The sequence below is a fragment of the Mycobacterium sp. DL genome, from assembly GCF_039729195.1.
Classification (GTDB): domain Bacteria; phylum Actinomycetota; class Actinomycetes; order Mycobacteriales; family Mycobacteriaceae; genus Mycobacterium; species Mycobacterium hippocampi_A.
On the sequence record NZ_CP155796.1, the window covers coordinates 1,433,194 to 1,457,330 of the forward strand.

The 24,137-nt window shown below is 66.7% G+C and carries 31 protein-coding genes; 17 read left to right on the forward strand and 14 right to left on the reverse strand.

Annotated elements, in window-relative coordinates; translation table 11 throughout:
- Positions 1 to 5 precede the first annotated feature (5 nt).
- Genes ABDC78_RS06950 through ABDC78_RS06960 form a run of 3 tightly spaced genes read right to left on the reverse strand, consistent with a single transcriptional unit; the run spans position 6 to position 2,905 of the window.
- Positions 6 to 1,019 carry a hypothetical protein gene (locus ABDC78_RS06950; RefSeq protein ID WP_178361053.1) on the reverse strand — a complete coding sequence of 338 codons (1,014 nt, stop codon included), beginning with the start codon at positions 1,017 to 1,019 and terminating at the stop codon, positions 6 to 8.
- 9 nt (positions 1,020 to 1,028) lie between these two features.
- Positions 1,029 to 2,351, reverse strand: coding sequence for a peroxidase (locus ABDC78_RS06955; RefSeq protein ID WP_178361052.1), 1,323 nt, complete (start codon positions 2,349 to 2,351; stop codon positions 1,029 to 1,031).
- Positions 2,348 to 2,905, reverse strand: a complete 558-nt coding sequence (locus tag ABDC78_RS06960; protein WP_178361051.1) for a hypothetical protein — start codon at positions 2,903 to 2,905, stop codon at positions 2,348 to 2,350. Before ABDC78_RS06960 ends, ABDC78_RS06955 begins: the two co-directional genes overlap by 4 nt.
- Before the next feature lie 144 nt (positions 2,906 to 3,049).
- On the opposite strand from ABDC78_RS06960, the gene ABDC78_RS06965 reads away from it, so the two are divergent.
- The 6 genes from ABDC78_RS06965 to ABDC78_RS06990 all read left to right on the forward strand — a co-directional run bounded on the left by ABDC78_RS06965 (position 3,050) and on the right by ABDC78_RS06990 (position 5,578).
- Positions 3,050 to 3,508 (forward strand): hypothetical protein, encoded by a 459-nt coding sequence (locus ABDC78_RS06965; RefSeq protein WP_178361050.1) that lies wholly within the window; start codon positions 3,050 to 3,052, stop codon positions 3,506 to 3,508.
- A 258-nt stretch (positions 3,509 to 3,766) separates the two neighbouring features.
- Positions 3,767 to 3,982 carry a hypothetical protein gene (locus ABDC78_RS06970; RefSeq protein WP_178361049.1) on the forward strand — a complete coding sequence of 72 codons (216 nt, stop codon included), beginning with the start codon at positions 3,767 to 3,769 and terminating at the stop codon, positions 3,980 to 3,982.
- Positions 3,983 to 4,031: 49 nt separating this feature from the next.
- Positions 4,032 to 4,406 carry a heme-binding protein gene (locus tag ABDC78_RS06975; protein ID WP_178361048.1) on the forward strand — a complete coding sequence of 125 codons (375 nt, stop codon included), beginning with the start codon at positions 4,032 to 4,034 and terminating at the stop codon, positions 4,404 to 4,406.
- Positions 4,407 to 4,546: 140 nt separating this feature from the next.
- Complete coding sequence (locus tag ABDC78_RS06980; RefSeq protein WP_178361047.1) at positions 4,547 to 4,825, forward strand: hypothetical protein; 279 nt, start codon at positions 4,547 to 4,549, stop codon at positions 4,823 to 4,825.
- A gap of 86 nt (positions 4,826 to 4,911) precedes the next feature.
- Positions 4,912 to 5,211, forward strand: a complete 300-nt coding sequence (locus ABDC78_RS06985) for a hypothetical protein (protein ID WP_256736352.1) — start codon at positions 4,912 to 4,914, stop codon at positions 5,209 to 5,211.
- Between the two features lie 28 nt (positions 5,212 to 5,239).
- Positions 5,240 to 5,578, forward strand: coding sequence for a heme-binding protein (locus tag ABDC78_RS06990; protein ID WP_178361100.1), 339 nt, complete (start codon positions 5,240 to 5,242; stop codon positions 5,576 to 5,578).
- Here the strand turns inward: ABDC78_RS06990 and ABDC78_RS06995 are convergent, their stop codons facing one another.
- On the reverse strand, positions 5,579 to 6,229 hold the full coding sequence (locus tag ABDC78_RS06995) for a TetR/AcrR family transcriptional regulator (RefSeq protein ID WP_178361046.1): 651 nt from the start codon (positions 6,227 to 6,229) through the stop codon (positions 5,579 to 5,581).
- 49 nt (positions 6,230 to 6,278) lie between these two features.
- On the opposite strand from ABDC78_RS06995, the gene ABDC78_RS07000 reads away from it, so the two are divergent.
- Both ABDC78_RS07000 and ABDC78_RS07005 read left to right on the forward strand, forming a co-directional pair.
- Positions 6,279 to 7,655 carry a cytochrome P450 gene (locus tag ABDC78_RS07000; RefSeq protein WP_178361045.1) on the forward strand — a complete coding sequence of 459 codons (1,377 nt, stop codon included), beginning with the start codon at positions 6,279 to 6,281 and terminating at the stop codon, positions 7,653 to 7,655.
- A 170-nt stretch (positions 7,656 to 7,825) separates the two neighbouring features.
- Positions 7,826 to 8,188 carry a carboxymuconolactone decarboxylase family protein gene (locus ABDC78_RS07005; RefSeq protein WP_178361044.1) on the forward strand — a complete coding sequence of 121 codons (363 nt, stop codon included), beginning with the start codon at positions 7,826 to 7,828 and terminating at the stop codon, positions 8,186 to 8,188.
- On the opposite strand, the gene ABDC78_RS07010 is transcribed toward ABDC78_RS07005, so the two are convergent.
- Both ABDC78_RS07010 and ABDC78_RS07015 read right to left on the reverse strand, forming a co-directional pair.
- Positions 8,155 to 8,994 (reverse strand): SDR family NAD(P)-dependent oxidoreductase, encoded by an 840-nt coding sequence (locus ABDC78_RS07010; RefSeq protein WP_178361043.1) that lies wholly within the window; start codon positions 8,992 to 8,994, stop codon positions 8,155 to 8,157. The genes ABDC78_RS07005 and ABDC78_RS07010 overlap by 34 nt on opposite strands.
- 203 nt (positions 8,995 to 9,197) lie before the next feature.
- On the reverse strand, positions 9,198 to 10,742 hold the full coding sequence (locus tag ABDC78_RS07015) for an aldehyde dehydrogenase family protein (protein WP_178361042.1): 1,545 nt from the start codon (positions 10,740 to 10,742) through the stop codon (positions 9,198 to 9,200).
- Positions 10,743 to 10,793: 51 nt separating this feature from the next.
- Between ABDC78_RS07015 and ABDC78_RS07020 the strand changes: the two genes are divergently transcribed.
- Positions 10,794 to 11,264, forward strand: a complete 471-nt coding sequence (locus tag ABDC78_RS07020; protein ID WP_178361041.1) for an Lrp/AsnC family transcriptional regulator — start codon at positions 10,794 to 10,796, stop codon at positions 11,262 to 11,264.
- Positions 11,265 to 11,313: 49 nt separating this feature from the next.
- Positions 11,314 to 12,672 (forward strand): L-lysine 6-transaminase, encoded by a 1,359-nt coding sequence (lat, locus tag ABDC78_RS07025; protein ID WP_178361040.1) that lies wholly within the window; start codon positions 11,314 to 11,316, stop codon positions 12,670 to 12,672.
- Here the strand turns inward: lat and ABDC78_RS07030 are convergent.
- A complete protein-coding gene (locus ABDC78_RS07030) occupies positions 12,641 to 13,213 on the reverse strand; it encodes a restriction endonuclease (RefSeq protein ID WP_178361039.1) in 573 nt (190 codons plus the stop codon). The genes lat and ABDC78_RS07030 overlap by 32 nt on opposite strands.
- A gap of 70 nt (positions 13,214 to 13,283) precedes the next feature.
- On the opposite strand from ABDC78_RS07030, the gene ABDC78_RS07035 reads away from it, so the two are divergent.
- Positions 13,284 to 13,631: a hypothetical protein gene (locus tag ABDC78_RS07035; protein WP_178361038.1), complete on the forward strand. Its 348-nt coding sequence runs from the start codon at positions 13,284 to 13,286 to the stop codon at positions 13,629 to 13,631.
- A 35-nt stretch (positions 13,632 to 13,666) separates the two neighbouring features.
- Here the strand turns inward: ABDC78_RS07035 and ABDC78_RS07040 are convergent, their stop codons facing one another.
- Positions 13,667 to 15,244 carry a molybdopterin-dependent oxidoreductase gene (locus ABDC78_RS07040; protein WP_178361037.1) on the reverse strand — a complete coding sequence of 526 codons (1,578 nt, stop codon included), beginning with the start codon at positions 15,242 to 15,244 and terminating at the stop codon, positions 13,667 to 13,669.
- 107 nt (positions 15,245 to 15,351) lie between these two features.
- Positions 15,352 to 15,588, reverse strand: coding sequence for a CsbD family protein (locus tag ABDC78_RS07045; protein WP_178361036.1), 237 nt, complete (start codon positions 15,586 to 15,588; stop codon positions 15,352 to 15,354).
- A gap of 285 nt (positions 15,589 to 15,873) precedes the next feature.
- Here ABDC78_RS07045 and ABDC78_RS07050 point away from each other — a divergent pair, with 285 nt between their 5' ends.
- Together ABDC78_RS07050 and ABDC78_RS07055 are read left to right on the forward strand one after the other, a co-directional pair.
- Entirely contained in the window at positions 15,874 to 16,308 is a 435-nt protein-coding gene (locus tag ABDC78_RS07050; protein ID WP_178361035.1) for an ATP-binding protein, read from the forward strand.
- Positions 16,305 to 17,093 carry an RNA polymerase sigma factor SigF gene (locus ABDC78_RS07055; RefSeq protein ID WP_178361034.1) on the forward strand — a complete coding sequence of 263 codons (789 nt, stop codon included), beginning with the start codon at positions 16,305 to 16,307 and terminating at the stop codon, positions 17,091 to 17,093. Before ABDC78_RS07050 ends, ABDC78_RS07055 begins: the two co-directional genes overlap by 4 nt.
- Here the strand turns inward: ABDC78_RS07055 and ABDC78_RS07060 are convergent.
- On the reverse strand, positions 17,064 to 17,486 hold the full coding sequence (locus ABDC78_RS07060; protein ID WP_178361033.1) for an STAS domain-containing protein: 423 nt from the start codon (positions 17,484 to 17,486) through the stop codon (positions 17,064 to 17,066). The two genes, ABDC78_RS07055 and ABDC78_RS07060, sit on opposite strands and share 30 nt — an antisense overlap.
- Positions 17,487 to 17,743: 257 nt before the next feature.
- Between ABDC78_RS07060 and ABDC78_RS07065 the strand changes: the two genes are divergently transcribed.
- Complete coding sequence (locus tag ABDC78_RS07065) at positions 17,744 to 18,289, forward strand: NTP transferase domain-containing protein (RefSeq protein ID WP_178361032.1); 546 nt, start codon at positions 17,744 to 17,746, stop codon at positions 18,287 to 18,289.
- Between the two features lies 1 nt (position 18,290).
- On the opposite strand, the gene ABDC78_RS07070 is transcribed toward ABDC78_RS07065, so the two are convergent.
- Positions 18,291 to 18,611, reverse strand: coding sequence for a hypothetical protein (locus ABDC78_RS07070; RefSeq protein ID WP_178361031.1), 321 nt, complete (start codon positions 18,609 to 18,611; stop codon positions 18,291 to 18,293).
- Between the two features lie 210 nt (positions 18,612 to 18,821).
- Here ABDC78_RS07070 and ABDC78_RS07075 point away from each other — a divergent pair, with 210 nt between their 5' ends.
- Positions 18,822 to 19,175 carry a VOC family protein gene (locus ABDC78_RS07075; RefSeq protein ID WP_178361030.1) on the forward strand — a complete coding sequence of 118 codons (354 nt, stop codon included), beginning with the start codon at positions 18,822 to 18,824 and terminating at the stop codon, positions 19,173 to 19,175.
- A gap of 47 nt (positions 19,176 to 19,222) precedes the next feature.
- Entirely contained in the window at positions 19,223 to 20,212 is a 990-nt protein-coding gene (locus tag ABDC78_RS07080; protein ID WP_178361029.1) for an NAD-dependent epimerase/dehydratase family protein, read from the forward strand.
- A 1-nt stretch (position 20,213) separates the two neighbouring features.
- Here ABDC78_RS07080 and ABDC78_RS07085 read toward each other — a convergent pair whose 3' ends face one another.
- The 3 genes from ABDC78_RS07085 to ABDC78_RS07095 all read right to left on the reverse strand — a co-directional run bounded on the left by ABDC78_RS07085 (position 20,214) and on the right by ABDC78_RS07095 (position 23,343).
- Positions 20,214 to 22,016 carry an acetyl/propionyl/methylcrotonyl-CoA carboxylase subunit alpha gene (locus ABDC78_RS07085; RefSeq protein WP_178361028.1) on the reverse strand — a complete coding sequence of 601 codons (1,803 nt, stop codon included), beginning with the start codon at positions 22,014 to 22,016 and terminating at the stop codon, positions 20,214 to 20,216.
- Between the two features lie 95 nt (positions 22,017 to 22,111).
- Entirely contained in the window at positions 22,112 to 22,726 is a 615-nt protein-coding gene (locus ABDC78_RS07090) for a TetR/AcrR family transcriptional regulator (protein ID WP_178361027.1), read from the reverse strand.
- A gap of 32 nt (positions 22,727 to 22,758) precedes the next feature.
- Entirely contained in the window at positions 22,759 to 23,343 is a 585-nt protein-coding gene (locus ABDC78_RS07095; protein ID WP_178361026.1) for a TetR family transcriptional regulator, read from the reverse strand.
- Between the two features lie 128 nt (positions 23,344 to 23,471).
- On the opposite strand from ABDC78_RS07095, the gene ABDC78_RS07100 reads away from it, so the two are divergent.
- Positions 23,472 to 24,131 (forward strand): PAS and ANTAR domain-containing protein, encoded by a 660-nt coding sequence (locus ABDC78_RS07100; RefSeq protein WP_178361025.1) that lies wholly within the window; start codon positions 23,472 to 23,474, stop codon positions 24,129 to 24,131.
- Positions 24,132 to 24,137 lie beyond the last annotated feature (6 nt).

Here is a 24,137-nt window from a genome sequence, read left to right on the forward strand (position 1 = left end):
CGGATTCAGTGCCCGGTCATTCTCGCCAGATTCCGCCACAGATTGCGCAGGCTCTCGGTGCCGCCGAACAGCGTGGTGAAATGCGTGGAGTCGATGAGCAGGATGTCACCGGCGCGATCGTCCTGGGGAGGCATCCAGATCAGCGCGTTGAACTCGCTGTTTCCTTCGGCGGTGAAAGGGTGTGGGCGGTGGGGGTCGACTCGTTGCCGGGCCAGAACCCGAAGAGCGTCGCTCTCGGGAGCGGTGAGCGCGTAGTGCGGAAGGTGTTGGTGGAAACTGAGTGTCGGCACACCATCGAGCAGCCTGAGGTCGTCGAGATCGCGGAAGGTGGTCAGCGGCGCAATGGCTGTGGTGCCGTCGACGACTGCCGGGCGAAGACCCCAGGTGTTGTGCACCGGAACGTCCAGGGCGCGCATGAGTGAGCGGGTGTACTGACTGAACCGCTGCTGCCGCGGCACCAGGCGGTCGCCGTGATGTTCGTACTCCATCTGCCGTTGGGCGAGGTCGTCGGTGAAGCCCACATCGTGGTGCGGTGCCAGCAGCAGGCAGGTGCCGTCGCGGCGCAACCATTGGCGGAGGGCGCCGATCTCGTCATCGGTCACCTCCAACCCCGACGTCAGATGGTCGAGCCCGAACACCATCAGGGTGTCGGTGTCAGCCAGGATGCGTTCGTCGATCGGTTGCGGGTAGCCGGCCTGATCGACGCGTTGGAACACCGCGACGGAATGCCCGGTGACTTCCCCGGCGACGTCCTGGAACGACAACGTCGATCGGTGGAAGAGTTCCAGCGTCCCGGCGATGCCCTGCAGAAATCTGTCCGCTTCGAACTCGGGCTTCTCGTAGGCGGGGTAGACGACATTGCGGACCTCGGTCATGGTGGAGAAGCGATTCGCCATTGCCGCGGGATCCCGCTGAGCCTCCCAGGGATAACTCCAGGTCCAGTAGATGCTGATCCGGCGTCGGCCGTTGTCGGGCCGGGCGACGTGATCCTGGTTGTAGGTACGTGGTGGGCGCGTCATGGTCGTCCCCTAACTGCCGAGTGTCGCGAGGTAGCGCAGGCCGTTGACGCCCGGCAGGAAGAAGTACGCGCCGCCGCTGAGCGTGGTGAATGCGGGAATCCCTTTGTGCACCTTCCGGATCGGCCGTTTGGGCACGGTGAAATCGAGGGTGCCGTCCTGAGCCCCGCAGATCGGGTCGTGTTCATTGCCGAGTTCGTGAAAGGACTTGTCGTTGATCCAGACGTTCTGCGCGAACTCGAACTGGCGCACCAGGCTGGCGCAGATGATGAAAGCGGCGATGCCGCGGTCCACCCCGTCCTCGGGTGCCCCGTCGGGCAGCGCGGGGCCGTAGGTGGCGCCACGGCGGATCATCCGCCGCCTGTTCATGTTGTGGGCGGTGTCGCGAGGGTTGAGGCGACGGGCATGGGAACCGAGCGGGCAGGCGTAGCCGTGGGGGTCCATGTCCTTGTAGGTGAAGTCGTTGTTGCGCATGGGATCGGCGCCGAGTTCGGGGTCGTCGGCGTCGGGGGCGAGCACCAGGGGAGCGCCGCTGCGCCAGCGGCCCATGAACTTGGCGGCCAGCAGTTCCTGCTCCTCGGGAGTGTCCGCGTTCTCGGACAGATATTCGCGGAACAGTCCCACGTGCTCCTGCAGCCGGCGATAGGCCATGTAGCTGCCATTGCGCGAAAGTGCCTGTGGCTCGGGAAGGTTCTGCACGGGCCCGTCCTCGTCGGGGTAGCCGAGGATGAACTCGCCCGGCTCCAGCGCAGGACCCGACCCGGGCGTCGGCTCCTCACCTGAACCCTTCATCACGGGCTGGGACAGCCGGTCGCGGAAACCGAAGTGGTCGTGGGCGTAGTTGAACGGTGGGTTGGCGTTCAGGTCGAGATGGGACAGGCTGCGGACGCCATCGCAGCGAGCGACCAGTTTGTCGTGTTCGCCTATACAGCGTTGATGTTCGTCGTCATCCCGGGCGAACAGGATGGCGATGGCGTGCACGTCGTCACCGGCCAGTCCGCCCACCCAGTGTTGTGGTGCGCTGGTGCCGGTGTCACCGAGAATGTCGGCGCGCGCGGCCATTCCCTCCCGGAACTCGTCGGGAAACGTCGCCAGCGAATCTTCGGGAACACCCAGCGCACGCAGTCCAGTCCAGGTGAACGCCAGCGTGATCCAACGCCGGGAGTCGTCCATGGTCTCTGTCGCCTCAGCCGCGGACTGCACGGTGTCGAGCAGCCCGGTGAGCCAGGCGCGCCCGCCGTCGGCAGTGTCGAAGGTCAGGAACTCGTAGCGCCCCGTCATCGCGGGCGTCCTGGTCAGCAGGATGTGCTGGATGTCGTCGAGTTCGAGCGTCACTGCATCTGGTCGAGCATGTCCGAGAACGCCGCCTTCAAGCGAAGGGCCTTCTTGATCTCATCCGCTGTGACGTAGGGATACTCGCCGTACTCGAGGAAGCTCGGACACTGGTGGGCGCGGACGAACTCGATGAACGCCTCCGGGTTCGTCTTCCAATCCTCGGGAAAGCCCTCCAGATTCGTGAAGACGGTGGTGATCCCGGTGGCGCTGAAGAGCCTGATGGCGTCCTCGGTGTACTTGTCGAAATCGGTGTCGAAGATGCCCATGTACTGGAAGTGCAGACCAGAACCGATGTCGAAGAGATTCCACCGCAAGTAGTGCAACTTGAGCGGCGCTAAAGCCTCGGGACTCGCTGCGATCGTTTCCTCGATCTGTTTGCCGTAGGCGCGCACGGCCTCTTCGCAGCCGTCCTTCACCTTGGCGATGATGGAGAAGCCGTAACAGGCCGGTGTCCGCGGGTAGGTGGGACCGTAGCGTCCCCTCTCGAGTTCGAAATAGCCCTCCGGCGGGATCGCCAGTGCCGCTGGTGTCTTCCACGAATCGTTGCCTGCCATGGCGCTCCCCAAAGTCGGTGTGATGGCACGCTACGGCCGCGAAGTGGTCGCAGTCGACCCCCAGAACGGGGGAATGAGGATGTTCGGCCGCGGACTTGCGAGTAGCGTGCTGGCACTCGTGGCTCGCGGGAAGGTGACAGCGGCATGTCGGGAATGGGCACATTGGCACTGGGTGCCTTACCGGTACTCGGTGGCTCGCTGCTGGCTCTGTTGGGAGGAGAAGCAATGGGTGGTTTGGGTTTTCGCAGTGGCATCAGAGAAGATTTCGAGCTCCTCGAGTTGCTTCCCGACGAGGAGGAGGCGCGAAAGGCTGCGCTGCGTCAGAGCATCATGGATCGGATCGACGATCTCATCGAGGCCAGCGCCAAGCGAAGGCAACTGCGCGCTGCGGTGTACACCCACGCCACCGGCTGGCGCGACATCGTGATGTTCCTGAACACGGTCTTGTTCACCATCGTCTGGTGGAACGTCGACCACGCCCGGAATGTGTGGCTGCCGTTGTTTGTGGTGCTGGTGCTGGCGATGGTTGTCGCAGCGATGTTTGCGTTTCGCAGTGTGATGTCGCCTCTACGCCGCGCGCGTGCCCGCGTGGGAAAGCGGTGACGTGACGTGACGCCTGGGGCGACCACGCCGGCCCGACTCTAAGGGAAGCCGGACCGGGCGGTTGCCCCAGGCAACTCGCAGAGTACCGACAGTGAAGGCCCTAGGTGAAGGCATTTCCTGGCGGCTTCGTCAATTTCACCCGTTGTGGGGGATGTGTGCGTAGCGTCCCGCTTCATAGGCTCTTTTCAGCTAGCCGCGGCTCGCCGGTGAGTTCTCGCAACGACCACGTTCGCGAGGGGGACGACGTAGGAGGTCGATATGCGGTTGCCGTACGTTCTTGCCGTTCCTTTTCTGGCGTTCGCCGGTCTCGTTTTTGGGGCACCCACGGCTGCAGCCGACTGCACCACCACGGGAAACCAGACTTTCTGTTCCTTCGGAGAGCAAGGTGACACCGGCCCTGTGCTGCCCTACGAGTGCGCCCAGACGTACGACTACTACTGCAACGACTACTACCAATTCAGGGATCTGTTCTGATCTCCGACCGACCCGGCCTGATTCAACAATGCAGACAGAGGAGCAAGTAATGGTGTCTCACAGGACTTTCGCGCGACGCATCCTGCTGGCGGCCGTTGGATCCGGCGCAGTGATGCTCGGTGCCACGGTGCCCGCGCAGGCGCAACCGGCGCCGCCGAACTGCACCGCTGCAGATCTGGCCGGCATCATGTCCGGCGTCACGGCAGCCACGTCGGCCTATCTGTTCACGAATCCGCCGGTCAACGACTTCTTCACCAACCTCGGCAAGGTCCCCAGCGACCAGAAGCGAGAAGCGCTGAGCACCTTCCTGGACGCCAATCCGCGGGTGAAGGCCGATCTGAGCGGCATCCGCCAGCCGGCCGTCGATTTCCGGGCCCGCTGTGGCGCCGGCCCCGGACCCCTGGCGGCTGACGGCGAAGGCTGAGTCCTCACCCCTCGGGCCGTTCACCCGTTGTGGGGGATGTGGTCTCGGCACCCGGTTCCTACGCTTCTAGCAGTACGCCGTGGACCCACGGTCGGTTCGCAGACGCTTGAATTGCGAACCACAGCAGTAGGAGTGTCGCCATGCGCTCGATCTATGCTCTCGCCGCATCCGCTGTGGTGGTCACCGGACTGCTCGTCGCCCCTACTGCCGTGGCTGATTGTGTGACCGAGGGGAACACCACCATCTGCTCCTTCGGAAGCGGCGGCAACTCCGGTCCGTCCGTTCCTTATCCGTGTCAGTACGACTACTACTGCGATGACACCTACGGCTGGGAGTTCGATCTCGACGCCGATCCGGGAGCCGGCATCGGGCTTCCCGGCCGACCCGGTGATCGTCCGGGTGGGGGCGGCAGGCGATGACGGCGTGTTCCAGAAAACCCTTTTCGGCCCAGAATGAAAGCAGGAGTGCTGTGCTGCGGATACTTTCCCTACTTGCCCTACCCGGCATGGTGATCGCCGGGCTGTCTGTTGCGCCGACTGCCGCAGCCGACTGCACCAGCTCCGGCGGAACGACCATCTGCGCGCAAGGGACGGTGAGCGGCGGGGGCGGATCCGGTCCCACCGGATCCGGTCCCACGGTGCCTTATCCGTGCGACTATGACTGGTACTGCAACGACGCGTACGGCTGGGACTGGGATGTCGATCTGAATGCAGATTGGGATCCCGGACCGGGGATCGGTGCACCAGGTCGGCCCGGGAATCGACCTGGCGGCGGCGGGGGTCGACCAGGCGGTGGCCGACGATGAGTCAAACAGGCGGACAGAGGAGCAATTGATGGTGTCGCACAAAGCGTTTGCGCAGCGGGTGCTTCTGGCCGGTGTTGCCGCCGGCGCGGTATTGCTCGGCACCAGCGCACCGGTGTCCGCTCAGCCACCGCCACCGAACTGCACGGCGGCAGATCTGGCGGGCGTTCTGTCGGGCGTCACCGCCGCGACGTCGGTCTATCTGTTCACCCACCCGCCGGTCAACGACTTCTTCACCTCGCTCAAAGATGTTCCCCCCGAGGGGAAGCGCGAGGCGCTGCAGGCCTACATGGATGCCAACCCGCAGGTGAGGGCCGAGATTCAGGGCATCCGTCAGCCCGCGAAGGACTTTCGCGCCCGCTGCGGCTGATCAACGCTGCTCGGTGGACACCGCCTCGGCGAGCACCGGCGGGATTCCCGGCACGCGTGCGACTGCGTCGAGCAGTCCGTGGGCGCAGAGATCGGCGATCAGGTCTGCGTCCAGCGACGAATCGATCAGCCGCTGACGGCACATCTCGAACGTGAACGCCAGCCAGCCGTAGATGGTGGCGCGCAGATCCCTCTCGACCTTCGAATCGATTTCGCCGCCGGCGGCGGCGTTCACGCGGTCGATGATGCGGTTGGCCTGCCGGTCGTTGTCGATGTCCTCGATGCCGCGCAGCACCGGGTCGGACCGGCCCATCCCCATGTAGGCGGCCCAGGCGCCGTGGGGGTGCTGTTCGTCGTACTGCAGGTAGGCGAGGACGCCGGCGCGGACCTGCCCGAACAGTGTGAGCCCGGGTTCGGGCGGGGCGTTGGTGGCTTGGAACAGTCGCTCACCTTCGGCGTGCACGACGGCGGCGAAGAACGCCCGCTTGTCGGGGAAGTAGTGGTACATCAACGCTCTGGAGACACCGGCACGCTCGGCGATCTCGTCGATGCGCACCTCGTCGTAGGGCCGCTGGCCGAACACCTCCGCTCCGAGCGCGAGCAGTTCGTTGCGGCGATCGTCGGGTGAGAGTCGGCGCCGGGAGTTGGGCATGGACCCCATACTACTTGACACATGTACAACAGCGGCGGAGGCTGGCTACATGACCACTGTGGACGACCGCAGGTCCTATCCGCCGTTGCCACACCCGGGCCGACGGGTACCGGTGTTGGGCGATGTGCTGGCTTTCAGCGCGGACACTCCGTCGCAGTCGACGATGGCGCTGGCCGAGCTCGGACCGGTCTTCGAGTTCCGGTTCCTGGGCGCGCGGTACGTCGTGGCCGCAGGGCCGGAAGCAGTGGCCGAACTCAGCGACGAGACCCGCTTCTGCAAGCACGTCGGCCCCGACATCGAGGCGCTGCGCATCCTGGGCGGCGACGGCCTGTTCACCGCCTACAACGACGAGCCGAACTGGCAGAAGGCTCACGATGTGTTGATGCCCGCGTTCAGCCAGCAGGCGATGCGGCGTTACCACTCGATCATGTTCGACGTCGCCGACGAGTTGACTGCCCGTTGGGACGGCCGGGCCGAACGAGGGGAGACGGTCGAGGTGTCGGCCGACGCGACCCGGGTGACCCTGGAGACCATCGGACGCTGCGCGGCGGGGCATCCGTTCGGCTGCTTCGCATCCGAGGCGGTGCACCCGTTCGTCGAACACATGGTGGCCGGGCTCAAGGGGTCCGACCGCGTCGGCGTGCTGAGGCAGACGTTCCTACCGAAGTTCTTCGCGCGGCGGGCGGAGCGTCCGGTGCGCGACCATGCCGCCCGACTGCACGCGATCGCCGACGAGATCATCGCCGAACGTCTGCGCGGCGGGCTGGGGCAGCATGACGACCTGCTGGAGCTGATGCTGGTCTCCGATCTGGATCGGGCCAACATCCGCTACCAGCTGATCAATTTCCTGGTCGCCGGCCATGAAACCACCTCGGGTGCCTTGTCTTTCGCGTTGTACTACCTGTCGCGGCATCCGGAAGCGGTGCAGAAGGCCCGGGCGGAGGTCGCCGAGGTGTGGGGCGACGAGGACCGGCCGGGCTTCGAGCAGATCGCCAAGCTGCGTTACGTCCGCAGGGTTTTCGACGAGGCATTGCGGCTGCAGCCGACGGTCCCCGGCTACTACCGGGCCGCCCGGTCGGACACGGTGCTCGCCGGTGTGCACCCGATGCGCAAGGGCGACTGGGTGCTTGCGCTGACCGGGACGCTGCACCGGGATCCGCAGTGGGGGGCCGACCCGGACGCCTTCGATCCCGACCGGTTTGCGCCCGAGAAGGTCAGGGCGCGTCCCGCAGGCCTGTACAAGCCGTTCGGCACCGGGCCCCGATCGTGCATCGGGCGCCAGTTCGCGCTGCACGAAGCCGTGCTGTTGCTTGCGGTGCTGCTGCGTCGTTACGACCTGATCGCCGACCCCACCTATGAACTGCAGGTCTCCGAGCGACTCACGCTGATGCCCAAGGACTTCCACCTGTCCCTGCGCCGCCGCTAGCCTCCGTCGCCCCGGAACCCCTCGTCCCGCGAGCGCGCGGGTCTGCACGCCGACACGCCGCGTTGGGTGTACCGCAGCGCGCGCTCGTCGAAATCCGCGGAGCGCGCAGTGCACGCAGCGGTTACTTTGGACTCTTTTCTCAGCACGGGACGCACAGTCAGACTCACACGATGAGCGGCGATCTGCACTACCACGACGTCCTGTCCGAGCTACGCCCCCAGCATCAAGCGCTGCGGCGGATGATCCCCGAGGTCTATGACGGGTTCAACGCCATCAGCGGGGCCGCGCTGGCAGACGGTGCACTCAGCCCGAAAGTCAAGGAGCTGATGGCGATGGTGATCGGCATCGTCCAGGGCTGCGATGGCTGCATCGCGTCGCACGCCAGGGGTGCAGCCCGGGCCGGAGCCAGCGAGGACGAAGCCGCCGAAGCGATCGGCGTGAGCATCATGATGCACGGTGGCCCGGCGACGATATACGGCGCACGCGCTTTCGCGGCGTATCAGGAGTTCGCCGGCCCGACATCCGCGCCATGATGCTCCCGTAGTGTGCGTTGATACCGACGCATCCCGGCGATCCAGCGGTCGTAGTCAGAGCCCTTCTGCCGGTACATCTCCAGCACCTGTGGGTGCGGGAGCACCAGGAACCGGTCGTCCGTGATCGCGTCGACGGTCAGCGACGCAACGTCCGACGGTGCGAGCACCTCACCGGACTGCAGGATCGACTGCGCGCCGGCGCGGCCGTCGGGGTCGGTGTCCGCGCGGATTCCGTCGAGCAGTGGGGTGTCCACGCCCAGCGGGCACACGCAGCTGACGCCGATGCCGTCGTCGCCGTAAGTGATCGCCAGCCATTCCGCGAAGCCCACGGCAGCGTGTTTGGTGACCGCGTAACCGGCGGCGCCGATCTGTGACAGTAACCCGGCTGCTGATGCGATCGACACGAAGTAACCGTAGCCACGTGCTTTCCACTGCGGCACAAGCAGTTCGGCCGCCCGCACATGGGCCCGCAGATTGACGGCCAGAATCCGGTCCCAGTCTGATTCAGTGCCGATGCCTGCGACGCCGGTGATGCCGGCGTTGGCGACGTAGAGGTCGACGGCGGCGAACTCGCGGCCGGCCAACGCGATCAGCGCTTCGATGTCGGATTCGTCGGCTGCGTTGGCGCGCAGTGCCACCGCGGCGCCACCGGCCTCACTGATGGCTGCGGCCGTCGCTTGCGCGCCCGCCTCGTCGAGGTCGCCGACGACAACGCGCACCCCCTGCGTCGCGAGTTCAGATGCCAGCGCCTGCCCGATTCCCGACCCGCCGCCGGTGACGATGGCGACCTTGCCGTCCAGTTCCATGCCTCGATTGTGCGCGGGCGAGTGGTGGGATGGCCCGGCGGGTGCTGCGCCCGCCGCTTCGCGTGGTTCTACCCTCGCCGGACCCTCGGACCGAGATCGACGTCTCGGCGGTGATCAGGCGTGCATTTGTCTGTTCGACAGCCATGGCGTCGATCTCGACTCGAGCGATGCGGAAGGTGGTGTCCACCCGAGTGCCCCGCCACTCAGCCGAACGTGACGCCCTGGGCCAGCGGCAGCTCCGCAGAGTAGTTGACGGTGTTCGTCGCCCGCCGCATGTACGCCTGCCACGAGTCCGAGCCCGACTCGCGGCCACCGCCGGTCTCCTTCTCGCCGCCGAACGCCCCGCCGATCTCCGCACCCGAGGTGCCGATGTTGACGTTGGCGATCCCGCAGTCCGACCCGTCCGCGGCCATGAAGCGCTCCGCCTCGCGCATGTCCAGGGTGAAGATCGACGACGAAAGACCCTGAGGCACCGCATTGTTCAACGCGATCGCCTCATCCAACGTCTCGTAGGTCAGCACATAGAGGATCGGCGCGAACGTCTCGGCGTGCACCACGGCGGTCTGGGCGGGCATCCGCACCACCGCGGGCCTGACGTAGAACGCGTCCGATTCGCCGACCTCGACGCGCTCACCGCCGATCACCTCACCCCCTTCGGCGACCGCCTGCTGCAGCGCGCCGACCATGTCGCGGTAGGACGCCGAGTGGATCAACGGGCCGACCAGCGTACCGTCGGCGAACGGGTCGCCCACCGCCAGCTGCCCATACGCCGCGACGATCCTGGACACCAGCTCGTCGGCCACCGAGGAGTGAACGATCAACCGCCGCAGCGTGGTACAGCGCTGACCGGCGGTCCCGGCCGCCGAGAACACGATGCCCCGCACCGCCAGATCCAGATCTGCTGCCGGGGTGACGATCGCGGCGTTGTTGCCGCCGAGTTCCAGCAGCACACGCCCGAATCGCTGTGCGACCCGCGGCCCCACCTCGCGGCCCATCCGCACCGACCCGGTGGCGCTGAGCAGCGCGACGCGTGGATCGTCCACGAGCCGCACACCGACCTCGCGACTCCCGAGCAGCAGCCTGCTCACCTCGACCGGCGCGCCGACATCAGAGCACGCCCGCTCGATCAGCGCCTGGCAGCCCAGGGCGGTCAGCGGGGTCAGCTCCGAGGGCTTCCACACCACGGTGTCGCCGCACACCAGCGCGACGGCGGTGTTCCACGCCCACACCGCCACCGGGAAGTTGAACGCGGTGATGACGCCGACGACACCGAGCGGATGCCAGGTCTCCATCAACCGGTGGCCGGGCCGCTCGGAGGCGATCGTCTTGCCGTACAGCTGCCGTGACAGCCCGACGGCGAACTCGCAGATGTCGATCATCTCCTGCACTTCACCGAGCGCCTCGGAGGTGATCTTGCCGGCTTCGATGGTGACCAGCTCGGCCAGTGAGGCCTTGTGCTCGACCAGCAGCTCGCCGAGGCGGGCCACCAGCGCGCCGCGCACCGGCGCAGGGGTCACGCGCCACGTCGTAAAGGCCTGCGCTGCTTCGGCGATGGCGGCGTCGGCTTGTTCGACTGACGACTCGGCCACGGTGAACAGCACGTCGCCGGTGATCGGCGTGCTCGCGGCCAGCCCGCCCGAGCCGGGGGAGCCCAGCCGAGCGGTCGACCCGACGGCGTCGAGGGCGTCGCGTGCGCGGGAGCGCAGCGCGTCGGAGGTGGGGAGGGCGGACATCACAGTGGTGGTCATGAGCAGTCCTCATCGCGCTTGTAGGGGTGGAGATTCCGATAGGGTGCGGCCATGACGGGCCCCGACGAAGTGCTGCATCTCGACGAGATCGACCGCATCCTGGCCCGTGAACTGGTGGCCGACGGTCGTGCGACGCTGGCGCACCTCGCGACTGCGGCGGGACTGTCGGTGTCGGCGGTGCAGTCCCGGGTGCGGCGGCTCGAGTCGCGCGGTGTGGTGGCGGGATACACGGCGCGGATCAACCCGGAGGCCGTCGGCAGCATGCTCTCGGCGTTCGTCGCCATCACCCCTCTCGATCCGTCGCAACCCGATGATGCACCCGCCCGGCTGGAGCACATCCCTGAAATCGAGGCGTGCTATTCGGTGGCCGGGGAGGAGAGTTATGTCCTGCTGGTGCACGTCGAGTCGGCGCGGGCACTGGAAGGTCTGCTTCAACGGATCCGTACCGCCGCCGACGTGAAGACACGCAGCACGGTCATCCTACAGAAGTTCTACGGCGAAAGACGCTTCATACCGGATTAAAGACCGTTCAGATTGATGCAAACCGGAAAATATCCTCTACGATGGCGGGATGACTGACCTTCTTCCGGTCTCCAACCGCACCCGATCGCCTGAGGTTTCCCCGTCGGACGTGCGGGAGGTGCTGGCCCGCAGCATCCTGGCCGACGGTCTTGATCTTGTCCTCGACATCAACCGGTCGCAGGGGTCCTACCTGGTTGATGCCCGTACCGGCCGCGGCTTTCTCGACATGTTCACGTTCTTCGCGTCGTCGGCGCTGGGCATGAACCACCCGAGCCTGGCCGACGACGACGTCTTCCGCGCCGAGTTGGCCGCGGCCGCGTTGAACAAGCCGAGCAACTCCGATGTGTACAGCGTCCCGATGGCCCGTTTTGTCGACACCTTCGCCCGGGTGCTCGGTGACCCGGCCCTGCCGCACCTGTTCTTCGTCGACGGTGGCGCACTCGCTGTCGAGAACGCCTTGAAGGTCGCGTTCGACTGGAAGAGTCGGCTCAACGAGGCGCGCGGTCTGGACCCGGCGCTGGGCACCAGGGTGCTGCACCTGCGTGGGGCGTTCCACGGCCGCAGCGGCTACACGATGTCGCTGACCAACACCGATCCCAACAAGGTGGCGCGCTTCCCGAAGTTCGACTGGCCGCGCATCGACGCGCCGTTCATCCGCCCCGGGGCGGACATGGATGCGCTGGAAGCCGAAGCGCTCAGCCAGGCCCGCTCAGCGTTCGAAGCCGCCCCGCACGACATCGCGTGCTTCATCGCCGAACCGATCCAGGGGGAGGGTGGCGACCGGCACTTCCGGCCGCAGTTCTTCGTCGCCATGCGCGATCTGTGCGACGAGTACGACGCGCTGCTGATCTTCGACGAGGTCCAGACCGGCTGCGGCATCACCGGAACTGCTTGGGCTTACCAGCAATTGGGCGTGATGCCGGACGTCGTGGCCTTCGGCAAGAAGACCCAGGTGTGCGGTGTGATGGCGGGCCGGCGGGTCGACGAGGTGCAAGACAACGTGTTCACCGTCAGCTCGAGGATCAACTCGACATGGGGTGGAAACCTCGTCGACATGGTCCGGTCCCGACGGATCCTGGAGGTCATCGAGGCCGACGGACTGTTCACCCGGGCGGCGGCGAGCGGACGCTATCTGCTCGACCGCCTCGACGAGTTGACCGTCGAGTTCCCCGACCTGGTGCGCGACGTGCGTGGCCGCGGCCTGATGTGTGCGTTCAGCATGCCGACTGCCGAGCAGCGCGACGCCCTGGTCGCCCGACTGTGGGACAGCGGAGTGATCATGCTGGGCTGCGGACCCGACAGCGTGCGTTTCCGGCCGGCGCTGACGGTGTCGCGCGACGAGATCGACGCCGCCGTCGACGCCGTGCACGCCACGCTCAGGACGATGTGGGCTCAGCAGGCGCAGTGAGCCGCCGGATCGTCGAGCGCAGCCGCGGCAGATCCGCACCCGTCACCAGCTCACACCCGTGCAGCTCGGCGAGTTTCCTTGCAGCGGGCGTGAACTCGTTGTTGGTGACCACCATCGTCCTGGTGCAGTCCTGCATGGGCGCGCCTGCGACCACTTCCTGAACAGCACTGGCGCCCACCGGACGCGACAGCCGCTTGCACTGGACCGCCAGCCGATCGGGCCGGCGGCCGACGATCAGGTCGACTCCCCAGTCGCCGGTGATCGACGTCATGATCACCGGCACGCCGCATGATCGGGCGATGCGGGCGACGTAGTCCTCGAACTCGGTGCCCGACATGCGGTCTGCGGCGCTGCGCTCACCGCTGCCCGGGGTCGCGGCGCCGACGACGGTGGCCACGAAGAAGCGGGGCGCGGCGGCCGCGAGGACCGGCGCCAGCAGTCCGAGCAGCACACTCGCCGTCACGCCGGCGCCGATCAGGTAGGCGGTGATGCCGACAGAGGCCCCCAGCACCACGTAGAGCTTCCACCGCAGCCTCGTCACGCACGCATCGTAGGCGCGGCCTGCGACACATCGTGTTTATCGCAGTTGACCGGTGGGAATGCAGCCGACCATGACCGATCTATCCCGCAACCGGGACGTCGACTACAGCCACGTAGGGGTGGCGTTGCGCACCGGCGCCGGGTTCGCCGCGGCAGGTCTGGTCTTTCTGCTCACCGCGATGGTCTGGGTCAGTACCTGCACCGGTTCGACGGTCGACGCGGTTGCGTGCGGGGCGCCGCAGCGCGCGGGACTGGCGCTGGGGGCACCGGCGATTCTGCTCGCCGGTGCGGCTTGGTCGTTGGCGCGCGGTGTCCGGGTGCGGCGCGATCAGCCCGCGTGGTGGGCGTGGCTGGGGACGGGTTGGCTGCTGCTCGCGCTGATGGTGTTCAGTGCCGTCGTTAGCGCGCCGTTGCTCTAGCCCGACGCCTGCTGTAGCCCGACGCCCAGGTTGCTCTACTCGACAGTGAAGATCATCGAATGCCAGCCCGTCGATCCGTCGGGGACCGGGCCGGGGTTGATCAGACGCAGCCTGTCTTCCTGCTGCATGACGCCGTCTCCGTCGAATGCGCGGCACGTGACTCTGTGCTGGCCGGGTGACAGCGGTCCGGTGATTCGGAACATCCGCCAGGTGTTCCGATTGACCTCGGTGGCCAGTTCGGCCGGTTGCCAGGGCCCCTCGTCGAAACGCACTTCGACCTTGCTGATGCCGCGTCCCTGAGCCCACGCGGTACCGGCGACGGTGACGTCACCCGCGGGCAGCCGCTGAAACGATGTCGGCGCGTCGATGCGGGAGGAGATCTTGATCGGCACCACGCCCGGCGGCTGACCGTCCCAACCTCGCTCCACCCAATAGGGCTTGACGTCGTAGGTGGCCAACTCCAGCTCGGTCAGCCACTTGGTCGCCGAGACGTAGCCGTAGAGACCGGGAACGACTGTGCGCAAGGGGAATCCGTGCTCAGGTAGCAGCGCCTCACGGTTCATCCCGATCGCCACCATCGCCTGCCTGCCGGCAGCACGCAGCATGTCCAGCGGGGTGCCGAGGGTGAACCCGTCGGCCGAATGGCCCACCACCTGTTCGGCGCCCTGCTGGATCCCGGCCCGCTCCAGCAGGTCCAGCAGGGGTACGCCGATGAAGTTCGACGTCGAAACATAGGGTCCGCCAACCTCGTTCGACACGCAGGTCATGGTGATCGTCTGCTCTGTCAACGGCATTGACCTGATGTCATCGAACGTGAATTCCATCGGCTGGTCCACCATGCCGGTGATGCGTAGTACGGCGTCCTCGGCCCGCAGTTGCGGCACAGCGAGGTTGATGTCGATGCGATAGAAGTCCGGACTCGGGGTGAGGAACGTCGGCGTGCCCAGTTCGGGGAACGCCGCGCCCGCGGGAATCGGCGGTGCAGGCACATCGGGGATCAGCTCGCCGACGGCGCGCCGCGACGCGGCGACGTCGACCCGGCTGGTCAACGCGAACCCGCCCGCGCCGGCAATCAGCGCGCCGACTGCCGCGACCAGCGAGTTCAGGACGAATCGACGCCGACCGAGTCCGGCCGTGGATGCGTCGTCCGTGGCCTCGCGGTCCCTTGGTCGCGGCTGGGCTTGCCGGTGCAGCCACCAGAACACGCCGACGCCGGCGACCAGCGAGGCCAACGGCGCCAGCAGCCCAACCGGGTCAGCAGACTGTTCCCACACGGCCAGCGCACCCACAACGCCGAGGACGCAGATCGCGGCCAGGCCCGGCACCACGCTGCGGCGCGAGATCAGTCCGACGAGCAGTCCGAACGCGACGAGAATGACCGCCATGCCCACGAGCAGGGCGGGCTTGTCGTTGGTGCCGAAGTAGGTGATCGCGAAGTCTTTGACCGGCGCGGGCGTCCGGTCGATGGTGGCGTTGCCGACTGCGAGGAAGGGCGACGCGGCAGGGGCGAGGACAAGTCCGGAGACGAGATGCCCGGCACCCAGGGCCGCGATCACGGCAACGACGCCGGCGAGTGCAGCGCGCGCCGCAGGTATTCGGGTGGTCGACGTCATAGAAGGTCTTCGTTGCGAACCGTCATCGGGATGGCGGGGCAGCCGATGGGCTGAAAAGAATGAAGCCCGACCGGATCGACCGGTCGGGCTTCATCTGGTGGAACGTCCTACTGATTCGCCTCTTGGCGCTTCTCGGCTGCCTTGGCGCCGGCGCGGGCCGATTCGGCTTCCGCTTCCTTCTTCGCGACGTCGCGCTGGGCTTCCGCCTTGTCCTGCTGGGCCTTGCCCTCACGGACCATGTCATCGCGTCCGGTGACGGTGCCGACCGTTTCCTTGGCCTTGCCCTTCACGTCTTCGACGACGCCCTTGATGCCCTCTGCGGGTCCGCTGTTTTCGTCAGCCATGGTGTGCCTTCCGGTTGTGGAACACGTTCACTGCCCAATTTTTGGGCCCGCACGGAGGCTTCCCGGCACGCCATGGAGCTAAACGGGTGACCTGTGTCTCACGAACCTCTTTCAGTCGCAAGGTAATTGAATTGAGATGCGGCATTGTTTTGGCTGACGTGTCAAGGGGGTATTGCTCCACGACCATGACGACATACCAAATCTTGTCCACTACTGCCCCCAACGCCCGTGGATAGCTGGGGATATGCCTGGGGTAGTCTCGCTTGCAAGTTTCCAGGAGGGCAGATGGCCGACGTCGTGAGCCACAACAATGGGCTGGGCCACAGTGCTCAGTCGGTCGAGCTCCGAGTGGCCGCCACGCTGGAGAATCTCGCTGTGCTGCGCACGTTGGTGGCCGCCATCGGCACCTTCGAGGATCTGGACTTCGACGCCGTCGCAGATCTGCGCCTTGCGGTCGATGAGGCGTGTACCCGCCTGATCAGGTCGGCGGTGCCCGAGGCGACCCTGCTCCTGGTGGTCGATCCGCAGCCCGAGGCCCTGGTTGTGCACGCGTCGACCGCATGCGACACCTCCGACATTCTCGCCCCCGGAAGCTTCAGCTGGCACGTGCTGACGTCGCTCACCGACGAGGTCACCACGTTCAACAACGGCCAGTCCGCCGGTGACGGGCAGACGTTCGGCATCACCATGACAACGAGGCGAGCGAGCTCGCTGAGGTGACGAGACCCGCTTCGCAGGGCTCGTCGAAACGTTCGAGCTCTGAATATTCGGACGTGGCCGACATGTTCCGCGAGTTGGCCGACCTCGAGGAAGGTTCGGCGCAGTTTCAGCGGCAGCGCGACAAGATCGTCAACCGGTGTCTGCCGCTGGCCGACCACATCGCCCGGCGATTCGACGGGCGCGGTGAACCACGCGATGACTTGGTCCAGGTCGCCCGGGTCGGTCTGGTGAACGCGGTCATCCGCTTCGACGTCACCGCCGGGTCGGACTTCGTCTCGTTTGCCGTGCCGACCATCATGGGTGAGGTCCGCAGGCACTTCCGCGACAACAGCTGGTCGGTGAAGGTCCCGCGTCGTCTCAAAGAACTCCATCTGCGCCTGGGTGCGGCGACCGCGGAACTGTCGCAGCGGCTGGGTCGTGCGCCGACGGCCAGCGAATTGGCCGCCGAGTTGGAGATGGACCGCGACGAGGTGATCGAGGGTCTGGTCGCAGGCAGTTCCTACAACACGCTGTCCATCGACAGCGGCGGCAGTGGCAGTGAAGAAGCGCCTGCACTCGCCGACACGCTCGGCGACGTCGACATGAGCCTCGATCAGATCGAGAACCGGGAGTCGCTGCGGCCCCTGCTCGACGCGTTGCCGGAGCGCGAGCGCACGGTGCTGGTGCTGCGGTTCTTCGAATCGATGACGCAGACGCAGATCGCCGAGCGGGTCGGCATCTCTCAGATGCACGTGTCCCGACTGCTGGCGAAGTCGCTAGCTAGGCTCAGGGACCAGCTGCAGTAGCCGCGGCTGATCGGTCTGCACTGCGGCCAGCGCCTCGTCGACGTCGGCGCAAGTCGGCAGGACAGCATCCGGGTCGCAGATGCGCAGCAACCGGTGCACCGCGGGGCTGGGCACCAGTGCCCATCGGATCTGGGCGCTGACACACTGCACATTGAGCGTGTGCAGGGCGGTGAAGCCGGCGGTGGCGAAGAAGGCCAGGCCGGAGAGATCGATGATCAGGCGGTCGGTGTCGGCGCGACGACGCAGCGCGTAGTCGATGAATTCGTCGACGTTGGCGGCGTCGAGTTCGCCGTGGGCGACGACGACCGCCGTGGAGGCCTCTGGCCGCGTGGTTTCGAAGCGCGCGGTGCGGGCGTCGATCTGGTCGGGCGAAGCGGTTTGTGTACTGGACATAGTGACTCCAATAGTCGGAATGCGTGATTCGGACCTGGGTTCACGTCAAGGTGGGCCCTTGGTTTCAAAGCCTGCACGGACTCGGTCCGCGTGACGATGACGTTTCCAAAAGGCTGTGAATTCAACCTGCTGTGAACCCTACGCCCCTAAGTTGATCTTGGACAATGGCGGCACGGGCTTGCACACGCAACTCTCAGCTTCCATGCACCGGTGAAGCAGGCGCCTCGGACGGCGGACGATTGGTGAAAAACACTGTGATGCAGGCTAGTTCAGTGGCGGGAGTGTTGCTGGCCGCGGGCGCGGGCACCCGGTACGGCCTCCCCAAGGTGCTCGCTGAGGATGGCGGGTGGCTGCGGCTCGGCGTGTCGGCGCTGGCCGACGGTGGCTGTGGGGACGTCGTTGTGGTTCTCGGGGCTGCTGTGGTTGACGTGCCACCGCCGGCGCGCTCTGTCGTCGCCGTGAACTGGGCCGACGGTATGAGTGCGTCGGTGCGGGCGGGGCTGCTCGCGCTGGCTGAATCGATCGAGTTCGTGGTGCTGACCACCGTCGACACCCCCGACGTCGGCGCCGCCTCGGTGCGCCGGGTGCTGGCCGCGGCCGCTGCGTCGGAGTCCGGGTTGGCCCGCGCCCGGTACGGCGAACGCCCAGGTCACCCGGTGGTGATTGCCCGCAGGCACTGGCCGCAGCTGCTCGACGCGCTCACCGGTGACGACGGGGCCGGTCCGTTTCTGCGCAGCCGCGACGACGTCATCGCGGTGGACTGTGCGGATCTGGGTTCGGGTCTCGACGTCGACGAGCGCTGAGCTACCCGCCGAGCATCGCCTCGGCGAACCGCTGCACCGCGTCCGTCCCGGTACGAGCGGCCTGCTCGTGGCCCGGACGGGTGCGTGTGTTGATCACCCGGGTCGACGGATCGAGCGTCACCTCGGCAAGCAACTCGCCGGTCGTCGGCTCGCATACCGCCCACGAGTACAACGTCTCCGAATCCCAGTGTGCGGCAAGCTGTTGCACGTATTCGGGGCGGTGCTCGCCGAGGTCGGCGAGTGCGGGGCGGTCGTCGACGCGGTGATCGGCACGCAGGGCGCGCAGGTACCAGGCGCCGGCATTGATCTCGACGGGCTCCACCCCGTCAGCTTCTCATGGAAAGGGATCGGTCCCGCCCGTGGCTTTCGCCTCGAGCGGGACCGCCTCCACCCCTCAGCAATCGGAGTGCCCGTGTAGGGCAAACGTATAACACGACGGGGTGGCGTGACAGGGGTTTTGGGGTACCAGCAGTGTGCTCGCGATGAGTTGTCGAGTCCGGGCAGGTCGTAGCTGGGGACGAAAGGGACAGCAGTGGCAATCGAGCATCTACTGGCCGTGGTGGCCGTATCCGATCTGACGACCAGTCGTGACTGGTACAGCTCACTGTTCGGCCGGCACCCCGACAACGAACCCATGCCGACGCTCGCCGAATGGCAGGTGGTGCCCGGGGGCTGGGTGCAGGTGTTCTGCGACCCGGATCGGGCCGGGTCGAGCCTGCTCAACGTGGCCGTCGACGACCTCGACGCCCACATCGCCGACCTGCAGCAGCGGGGGATGAACCCCGAGGCGGCCGTCGAGGCGAACAAGGGTGTGCGGTTGTCGACGGTGACCGATCCCGACGGCAACCTGATCCGGTTGATCGGCGGCTTCCGCGTCGAGTACTGATGTCGTCGGTACGGTAGCGCGCGAGGCCACGACGCACCGGAGGACAGATGAAGGTACTGATCACAGGCGGCACCGGGTTCGTGGGCGCGTGGACGGCCAAGGCCGTGCAGGACAGCGGGCGTGATGTGAGGTTCCTGGTGCGCAGCGCCGAGCGATTGATCGCCAGCGCAGGCAGCATCGGCGTCGACGTCGGCGACCACGTGCTCGGCGACATCGCCGACGCCGACTCCGTCGACAGGGCCCTGGAGGGTTGCGACGCGGTGATCCATTGCGCGGCAATGGTTTCCACCGACCCCAGCCGTGCCGACGAGATGCTGCACACCAATCTCGAGGGTGCTCGCTACGTACTCGGGGGAGCGGCCGCCAAGGGGCTGGACCCGATCGTCCACGTGTCGAGCTTCACCGCGCTGTTCCGTCCCGACCTCGACGTGCTGCACGCCGATCTGCCGGTGGTGGGCGGCAACGACGGCTACGGCAGGTCCAAGGCCGTCGTCGAGGCCTACGCCCGCGGCCTGCAGGACGGCGGAGCGCCCGTCGACATCACCTATCCCGGGATGGTGCTCGGACCGCCGGCGGGTGAACAGTTCGGCGAGGCGGCCGAGGGCGTCGAGGCGGCCTACAAGATGCACAGCGTGCCGGGGCGCAGCGCCGCCTGGATCGTCGTCGACGTCCGTGACCTCGCCGATCTGCACGTCGCGCTGCTGGAACCGGGCAAGGGGCCGCGCCGCTACATGGCCGGTGGCCGCCGGATCCCCGTCGACGAACTGGCGTCGCTGATCGGCACCGCCGCCGACCGGTCGCTCGCGGTCATCCCGGTGCCCGACACCGCCCTGCGCGGCGTCGGCGCACTGTTCGACACGATCGGCTCATACCTGCCGTTCGAGACGCCGATCAACTCCGCGGCGATGCAGTACTACACGCAGATGCCGGAGTCCGACGACACTCCCAGCGTGCATGACCTGGGCGTCACGCAGCGCGACCCGGCCGAAACCATCGCCGACACCGTTGACGGGTTGCGGCGGGTCGGCCGGATCTGACCTACTCGCTGCTCTTGATCTCGCAGAGCACCGTGCCCTGGGTGGTCGCCGCGCCGGGCTCGACGGCCAAGCCCGTGATCACGCCGTCCTTGTGGGCGGTGACGGGGTTCTCCATCTTCATGGCCTCGAGCACCACGACCAGGTCGCCCGCGGCCACGGTCTGACCCTCTTCGACGGCCACCTTGACGACGGTGCCCTGCATCGGGGCGGTCACCGAGTCGCCGGATGCGGCCGACGCGCCACCGCCACCACGCTTGCGCGGCTTGGGCTTCTTGCGGATCGCACCGTGCGACGGTGCACCGCCGCCACCGAGGGCCAGGTCGCCGGGCAGCGACACCTCGAGGCGACGCCCGCCGACCTCGACCACGACGGTCTGCCGGGGGATGGTGTCCTCTTCCTCGATCGGGTCACCGCCGGTGAACGGCTCGACGGTGTTGTCCCACTCGGTCTCGATCCAGCGGGTGTGCACGTCGAACTTGGTGCCGTCGCCGATGAAGGCGGGGTCGGCGGTGACGGCGCGGTGGAACGGGATGACGGTGGCGAGGCCCTCGACGTTGAATTCGGCGAGTGCACGGCGCGAGCGGGCCAAGGCCTCGTCGCGGGTGGCGCCGGTGACGATCAGCTTGGCCAGCATCGAGTCGAACTGCCCGCCGATCACCGAACCGCTCTCGACGCCCGAGTCCATGCGGACCCCGGGGCCGGTCGGCGGCTCGAACTTGCTCACCGGGCCGGGGGCGGGCAGGAAGCCGCGGCCGGCGTCCTCGCCGTTGATCCGGAACTCGAACGAGTGCCCACGCGGCGTCGGATCCTCGGCGATGTCGAGTGCTTCGCCGTTGGCGATCTTGAACTGCTGCAGCACGAGGTCGATACCGGAGGTCTCCTCGGTGACCGGGTGCTCGACCTGCAGGCGGGTGTTGACCTCGAGGAAGCTGATCAGGCCGTCCTGGCCGACCAGGTACTCGACGGTGCCTGCGCCGTAGTAGCCGGCCTCCTTGCAGATGCGCTTGGCGGACTCGTGGATCTCCTTGCGCTGCGCGTCGGTGAGGAACGGCGCGGGCGCTTCCTCGACGAGCTTCTGGAAGCGGCGCTGCAGCGAGCAGTCCCGGGTGCCTGCGACGATGACGTTGCCGTGCTGGTCGGCGATGACCTGGGCTTCGACGTGGCGCGGCTTGTCGAGGTAGCGCTCGACGAAGCACTCGCCGCGGCCGAAGGCGGCGACGGCTTCGCGGGTGGCCGAGTCGAACAGTTCGGGGATCTCCTCGATGGTGCGGGCGACCTTCATGCCGCGGCCACCGCCACCGAAGGCGGCCTTGATGGCGATCGGGACGCCGTGCTCCTGGGCGAACGCGACGATCTCATCGGCGTCCTTGACCGGTTCGGCGGTGCCGGGCACCAGCGGGGCCTCCGCGCGGGCGGCGATGTGGCGGGCGGTGACCTTGTCGCCGAGGTCGCGAATGGACTGCGGGCTGGGGCCGATCCAGATCAGCCCGGCGTCGATGACGGCCTGGGCGAACTCGGCGTTCTCGCTGAGGAAGCCGTAGCCGGGGTGGATCGCGTTGGCGCCGGACTTCGCGGCGGCGTCGAGCAGCTTGTCGAACACCAGATAGGACTCCGCCGAGGTCTGGCCGCCGAGGGCGAACGCCTCGTCGGCGAGCCGCACGTGGGGGGCGTCGGCGTCGGGTTCGGCGTACACCGCCACGCTCGTGAGGCCGGCATCCTTGGCTGCTCGAATCACCCGGACCGCGATCTCCCCGCGATTGGCAACGAGCACCTTGGAGATCTTTGAGCTGGCGTGACTGGCCACTGCGCCTCCTGATGGCATGTTTCTCTAAGAACGTTTTTAAGAATGTATCCCGGGAAGTTTAAGCGTCCTACCTGACTCCCCGGCGAGCCGGTCCCTTACCCGTCGGTAACTCCGGTTGCCGTCCGATGGTGATCTCGGCGGAGGTTTTCATCGAGGATGGTCAGCCCGCGCAGGATTTCCCGGTCGGGCTGGGGGCTGGTCTCCGAACAGGCGATGATGACGCCGACGATGGCGCCCGCCAGGACCCGACGTTCGGCTCCGTCGGTCGGCGCGTCGCGGCGCGTCAGGAGGGCGTCGGCGATCGAATCGATCAGCCGGGCGTACGAGTTGTACAGCACGGCGCGAGCGTCCGGGGTGGTGGCGATGACGCTGCGCGTCTGCATCCCGGCATCGCGCTGGCTGTCGGTCAGCGAGCGATACGCCGTCTTGAGGCCGTGTCGGTATGCGGCTACTGGTGACAGGCTCGCAGGCGCGCCGACGAAGCCCTCGATGATCCTGTCGGTCATGTCCTCATCGGGGAGTACGTGTCGCTTGCAGGCGAAGTAGTGGAAGAAGGTCTGCGCGGACACCCCGGCGGCATCGGCGATCTGCTGGACCGTGGTCTCGGCGTAACCCCTCTCGGTGAACAGCCTCAGCGCCGTGTGCCGTACGGCCGATCGTGTCCTGGCCTTGTTCCGTTCCCGTCGACTACGCGGTTCGTCCCCGCCCATGGGGTCGATTGTTCGCGACCTGGCTGCGCTGGTCAGCGGAATCGCAGTTTGGTCTCGAGGACTTTCAGTGCGCTCAGGGTCTCGACCTCGGGCAGGGGGGTGTTGTCGGAACTGGCGATGAGCACTCCGACGATCGCCCCTGCGATCACGCGGCGTTCAGGCTCATCGGCGGGTGCGCCGGGCCGCGAGACAAGTGCTTTGGTGACGAGATGGATCAGCCTGACGTACTCGGTGTAGAGGAGTCCGCGCGCCTCCGGGATGGTGTACAGCAGTAGCTGACCTCGGATCGCGTCTTCCCGTGCTTCCGGTGTCAGTGCGGCGGCCACCTCAGCTACGGCGTATCGATACGCGGCGACCGGCGCCATCTCAGCGGGGGCCCGGATGAAGGCGTCGACGATCGGCGCTGTCAGGTCGTCGGACAGCAGTACCGCCTCTTTGACGCTGAAGTAGCGGTAGAAGGTGCGAGGCGACACGTCGGCCGCTTTTGCGATCTGCTCGATGGTGGTGTTGCAGTAACCCAGCTCGTCGAACAAGCGGAACGCTTCCTGACGGATCGCCAGCCGGGTGCGCGCTTTCTTGCGTTCACGCAGCCCTTGAGACGGTACCGGCGCAGGCATCAGACAAGTTTGGCTCACCCGCAGGCTCTACGGACGCGATGTGCCGAACTAGCTTGCAGTGCAACCTGTCGACCGGCCAGTGGGCCATACAGGCACGTCGTTTGCGGGTGCGTGTGACACTTCTCGCAATGACTGCGCGAGCCCGTCCGCCGACAGATTTCCCGACGCCGTTGGAACGGGTCGGCGGATTTTCCTATCGCACCGATTCTGACCAGTGGGAATGGTCGGATGCGGTAGCCCGCATGCATGGATACGAGCCTGGGGCCGTCACCCCGACGACCGAATTGATCCTGACGCACAAACATGATGAGGACCGCCTTGCCGTCGCCGAGATCGTCGAGCGGGTGCGACGCGGCGCCGCTCCGTTCAGTAGTCGACATCGGATCGTCGACACTGCCGGTCACACCCATCACGTGGTAGTCGTCGGCGAGCATGTCCACGATGACGACGGCCAGGTGATCGGGACGACCGGCTTCTACATCGACATCAGCGAGGTGCTCGAATCCGACCTGCAGCAGACGGTCAACGAGGTGGTGGCCACCATTGAGGTGCATCGGGCGGTGATCAATCAAGCGATCGGCGTCATCATGTGGACATACGGGGTGTCGGCGGAGCGGGCGTTCGATGTTCTCGCATGGCGTTCGAAGGACACCAACACGAAGCTGCGCGAACTGGCCAGGCAATTCCTCGACGACATCAAAGCTGCGCCCCCCGGGGACAGTGCAAGAGCAAAGGTTGATCACTTGCTGCTCACAGCGCATACGCGAACTGACCTCCCTCACGGCTGAGATCGC

Coding starts and splice junctions, on each gene's coding strand:
- ABDC78_RS07100 (WP_178361025.1), top strand. CDS start 23,472: ATGACTGCGCGAGCCCGTCCGCCGACAGATTTCCCGACGCCGTTGGAA.
- ABDC78_RS07080 (WP_178361029.1), top strand. CDS start 19,223: ATGAAGGTACTGATCACAGGCGGCACCGGGTTCGTGGGCGCGTGGACG.
- ABDC78_RS07090 (WP_178361027.1), bottom strand. CDS start 22,726: ATGGGCGGGGACGAACCGCGTAGTCGACGGGAACGGAACAAGGCCAGG.
- ABDC78_RS07005 (WP_178361044.1), top strand. CDS start 7,826: ATGAGCGGCGATCTGCACTACCACGACGTCCTGTCCGAGCTACGCCCC.
- ABDC78_RS06985 (WP_256736352.1), top strand. CDS start 4,912: ATGGTGATCGCCGGGCTGTCTGTTGCGCCGACTGCCGCAGCCGACTGC.
- ABDC78_RS07040 (WP_178361037.1), bottom strand. CDS start 15,244: ATGACGTCGACCACCCGAATACCTGCGGCGCGCGCTGCACTCGCCGGC.
- ABDC78_RS07050 (WP_178361035.1), top strand. CDS start 15,874: ATGGCCGACGTCGTGAGCCACAACAATGGGCTGGGCCACAGTGCTCAG.
- ABDC78_RS07065 (WP_178361032.1), top strand. CDS start 17,744: ATGCAGGCTAGTTCAGTGGCGGGAGTGTTGCTGGCCGCGGGCGCGGGC.
- ABDC78_RS07020 (WP_178361041.1), top strand. CDS start 10,794: ATGACGGGCCCCGACGAAGTGCTGCATCTCGACGAGATCGACCGCATC.
- ABDC78_RS07010 (WP_178361043.1), bottom strand. CDS start 8,994: ATGGAACTGGACGGCAAGGTCGCCATCGTCACCGGCGGCGGGTCGGGA.
- ABDC78_RS07000 (WP_178361045.1), top strand. CDS start 6,279: ATGACCACTGTGGACGACCGCAGGTCCTATCCGCCGTTGCCACACCCG.
- ABDC78_RS07035 (WP_178361038.1), top strand. CDS start 13,284: ATGACCGATCTATCCCGCAACCGGGACGTCGACTACAGCCACGTAGGG.
- ABDC78_RS06950 (WP_178361053.1), bottom strand. CDS start 1,019: ATGACGCGCCCACCACGTACCTACAACCAGGATCACGTCGCCCGGCCC.
- ABDC78_RS07060 (WP_178361033.1), bottom strand. CDS start 17,486: ATGTCCAGTACACAAACCGCTTCGCCCGACCAGATCGACGCCCGCACC.
- ABDC78_RS06980 (WP_178361047.1), top strand. CDS start 4,547: ATGCGCTCGATCTATGCTCTCGCCGCATCCGCTGTGGTGGTCACCGGA.
- ABDC78_RS06975 (WP_178361048.1), top strand. CDS start 4,032: ATGGTGTCTCACAGGACTTTCGCGCGACGCATCCTGCTGGCGGCCGTT.
- ABDC78_RS07045 (WP_178361036.1), bottom strand. CDS start 15,588: ATGGCTGACGAAAACAGCGGACCCGCAGAGGGCATCAAGGGCGTCGTC.
- ABDC78_RS06995 (WP_178361046.1), bottom strand. CDS start 6,229: ATGCCCAACTCCCGGCGCCGACTCTCACCCGACGATCGCCGCAACGAA.
- ABDC78_RS06990 (WP_178361100.1), top strand. CDS start 5,240: ATGGTGTCGCACAAAGCGTTTGCGCAGCGGGTGCTTCTGGCCGGTGTT.
- ABDC78_RS06965 (WP_178361050.1), top strand. CDS start 3,050: ATGTCGGGAATGGGCACATTGGCACTGGGTGCCTTACCGGTACTCGGT.
- lat (WP_178361040.1), top strand. CDS start 11,314: ATGACTGACCTTCTTCCGGTCTCCAACCGCACCCGATCGCCTGAGGTT.
- ABDC78_RS06970 (WP_178361049.1), top strand. CDS start 3,767: ATGCGGTTGCCGTACGTTCTTGCCGTTCCTTTTCTGGCGTTCGCCGGT.
- ABDC78_RS06960 (WP_178361051.1), bottom strand. CDS start 2,905: ATGGCAGGCAACGATTCGTGGAAGACACCAGCGGCACTGGCGATCCCG.
- ABDC78_RS07015 (WP_178361042.1), bottom strand. CDS start 10,742: ATGACCACCACTGTGATGTCCGCCCTCCCCACCTCCGACGCGCTGCGC.
- ABDC78_RS07095 (WP_178361026.1), bottom strand. CDS start 23,343: ATGCCTGCGCCGGTACCGTCTCAAGGGCTGCGTGAACGCAAGAAAGCG.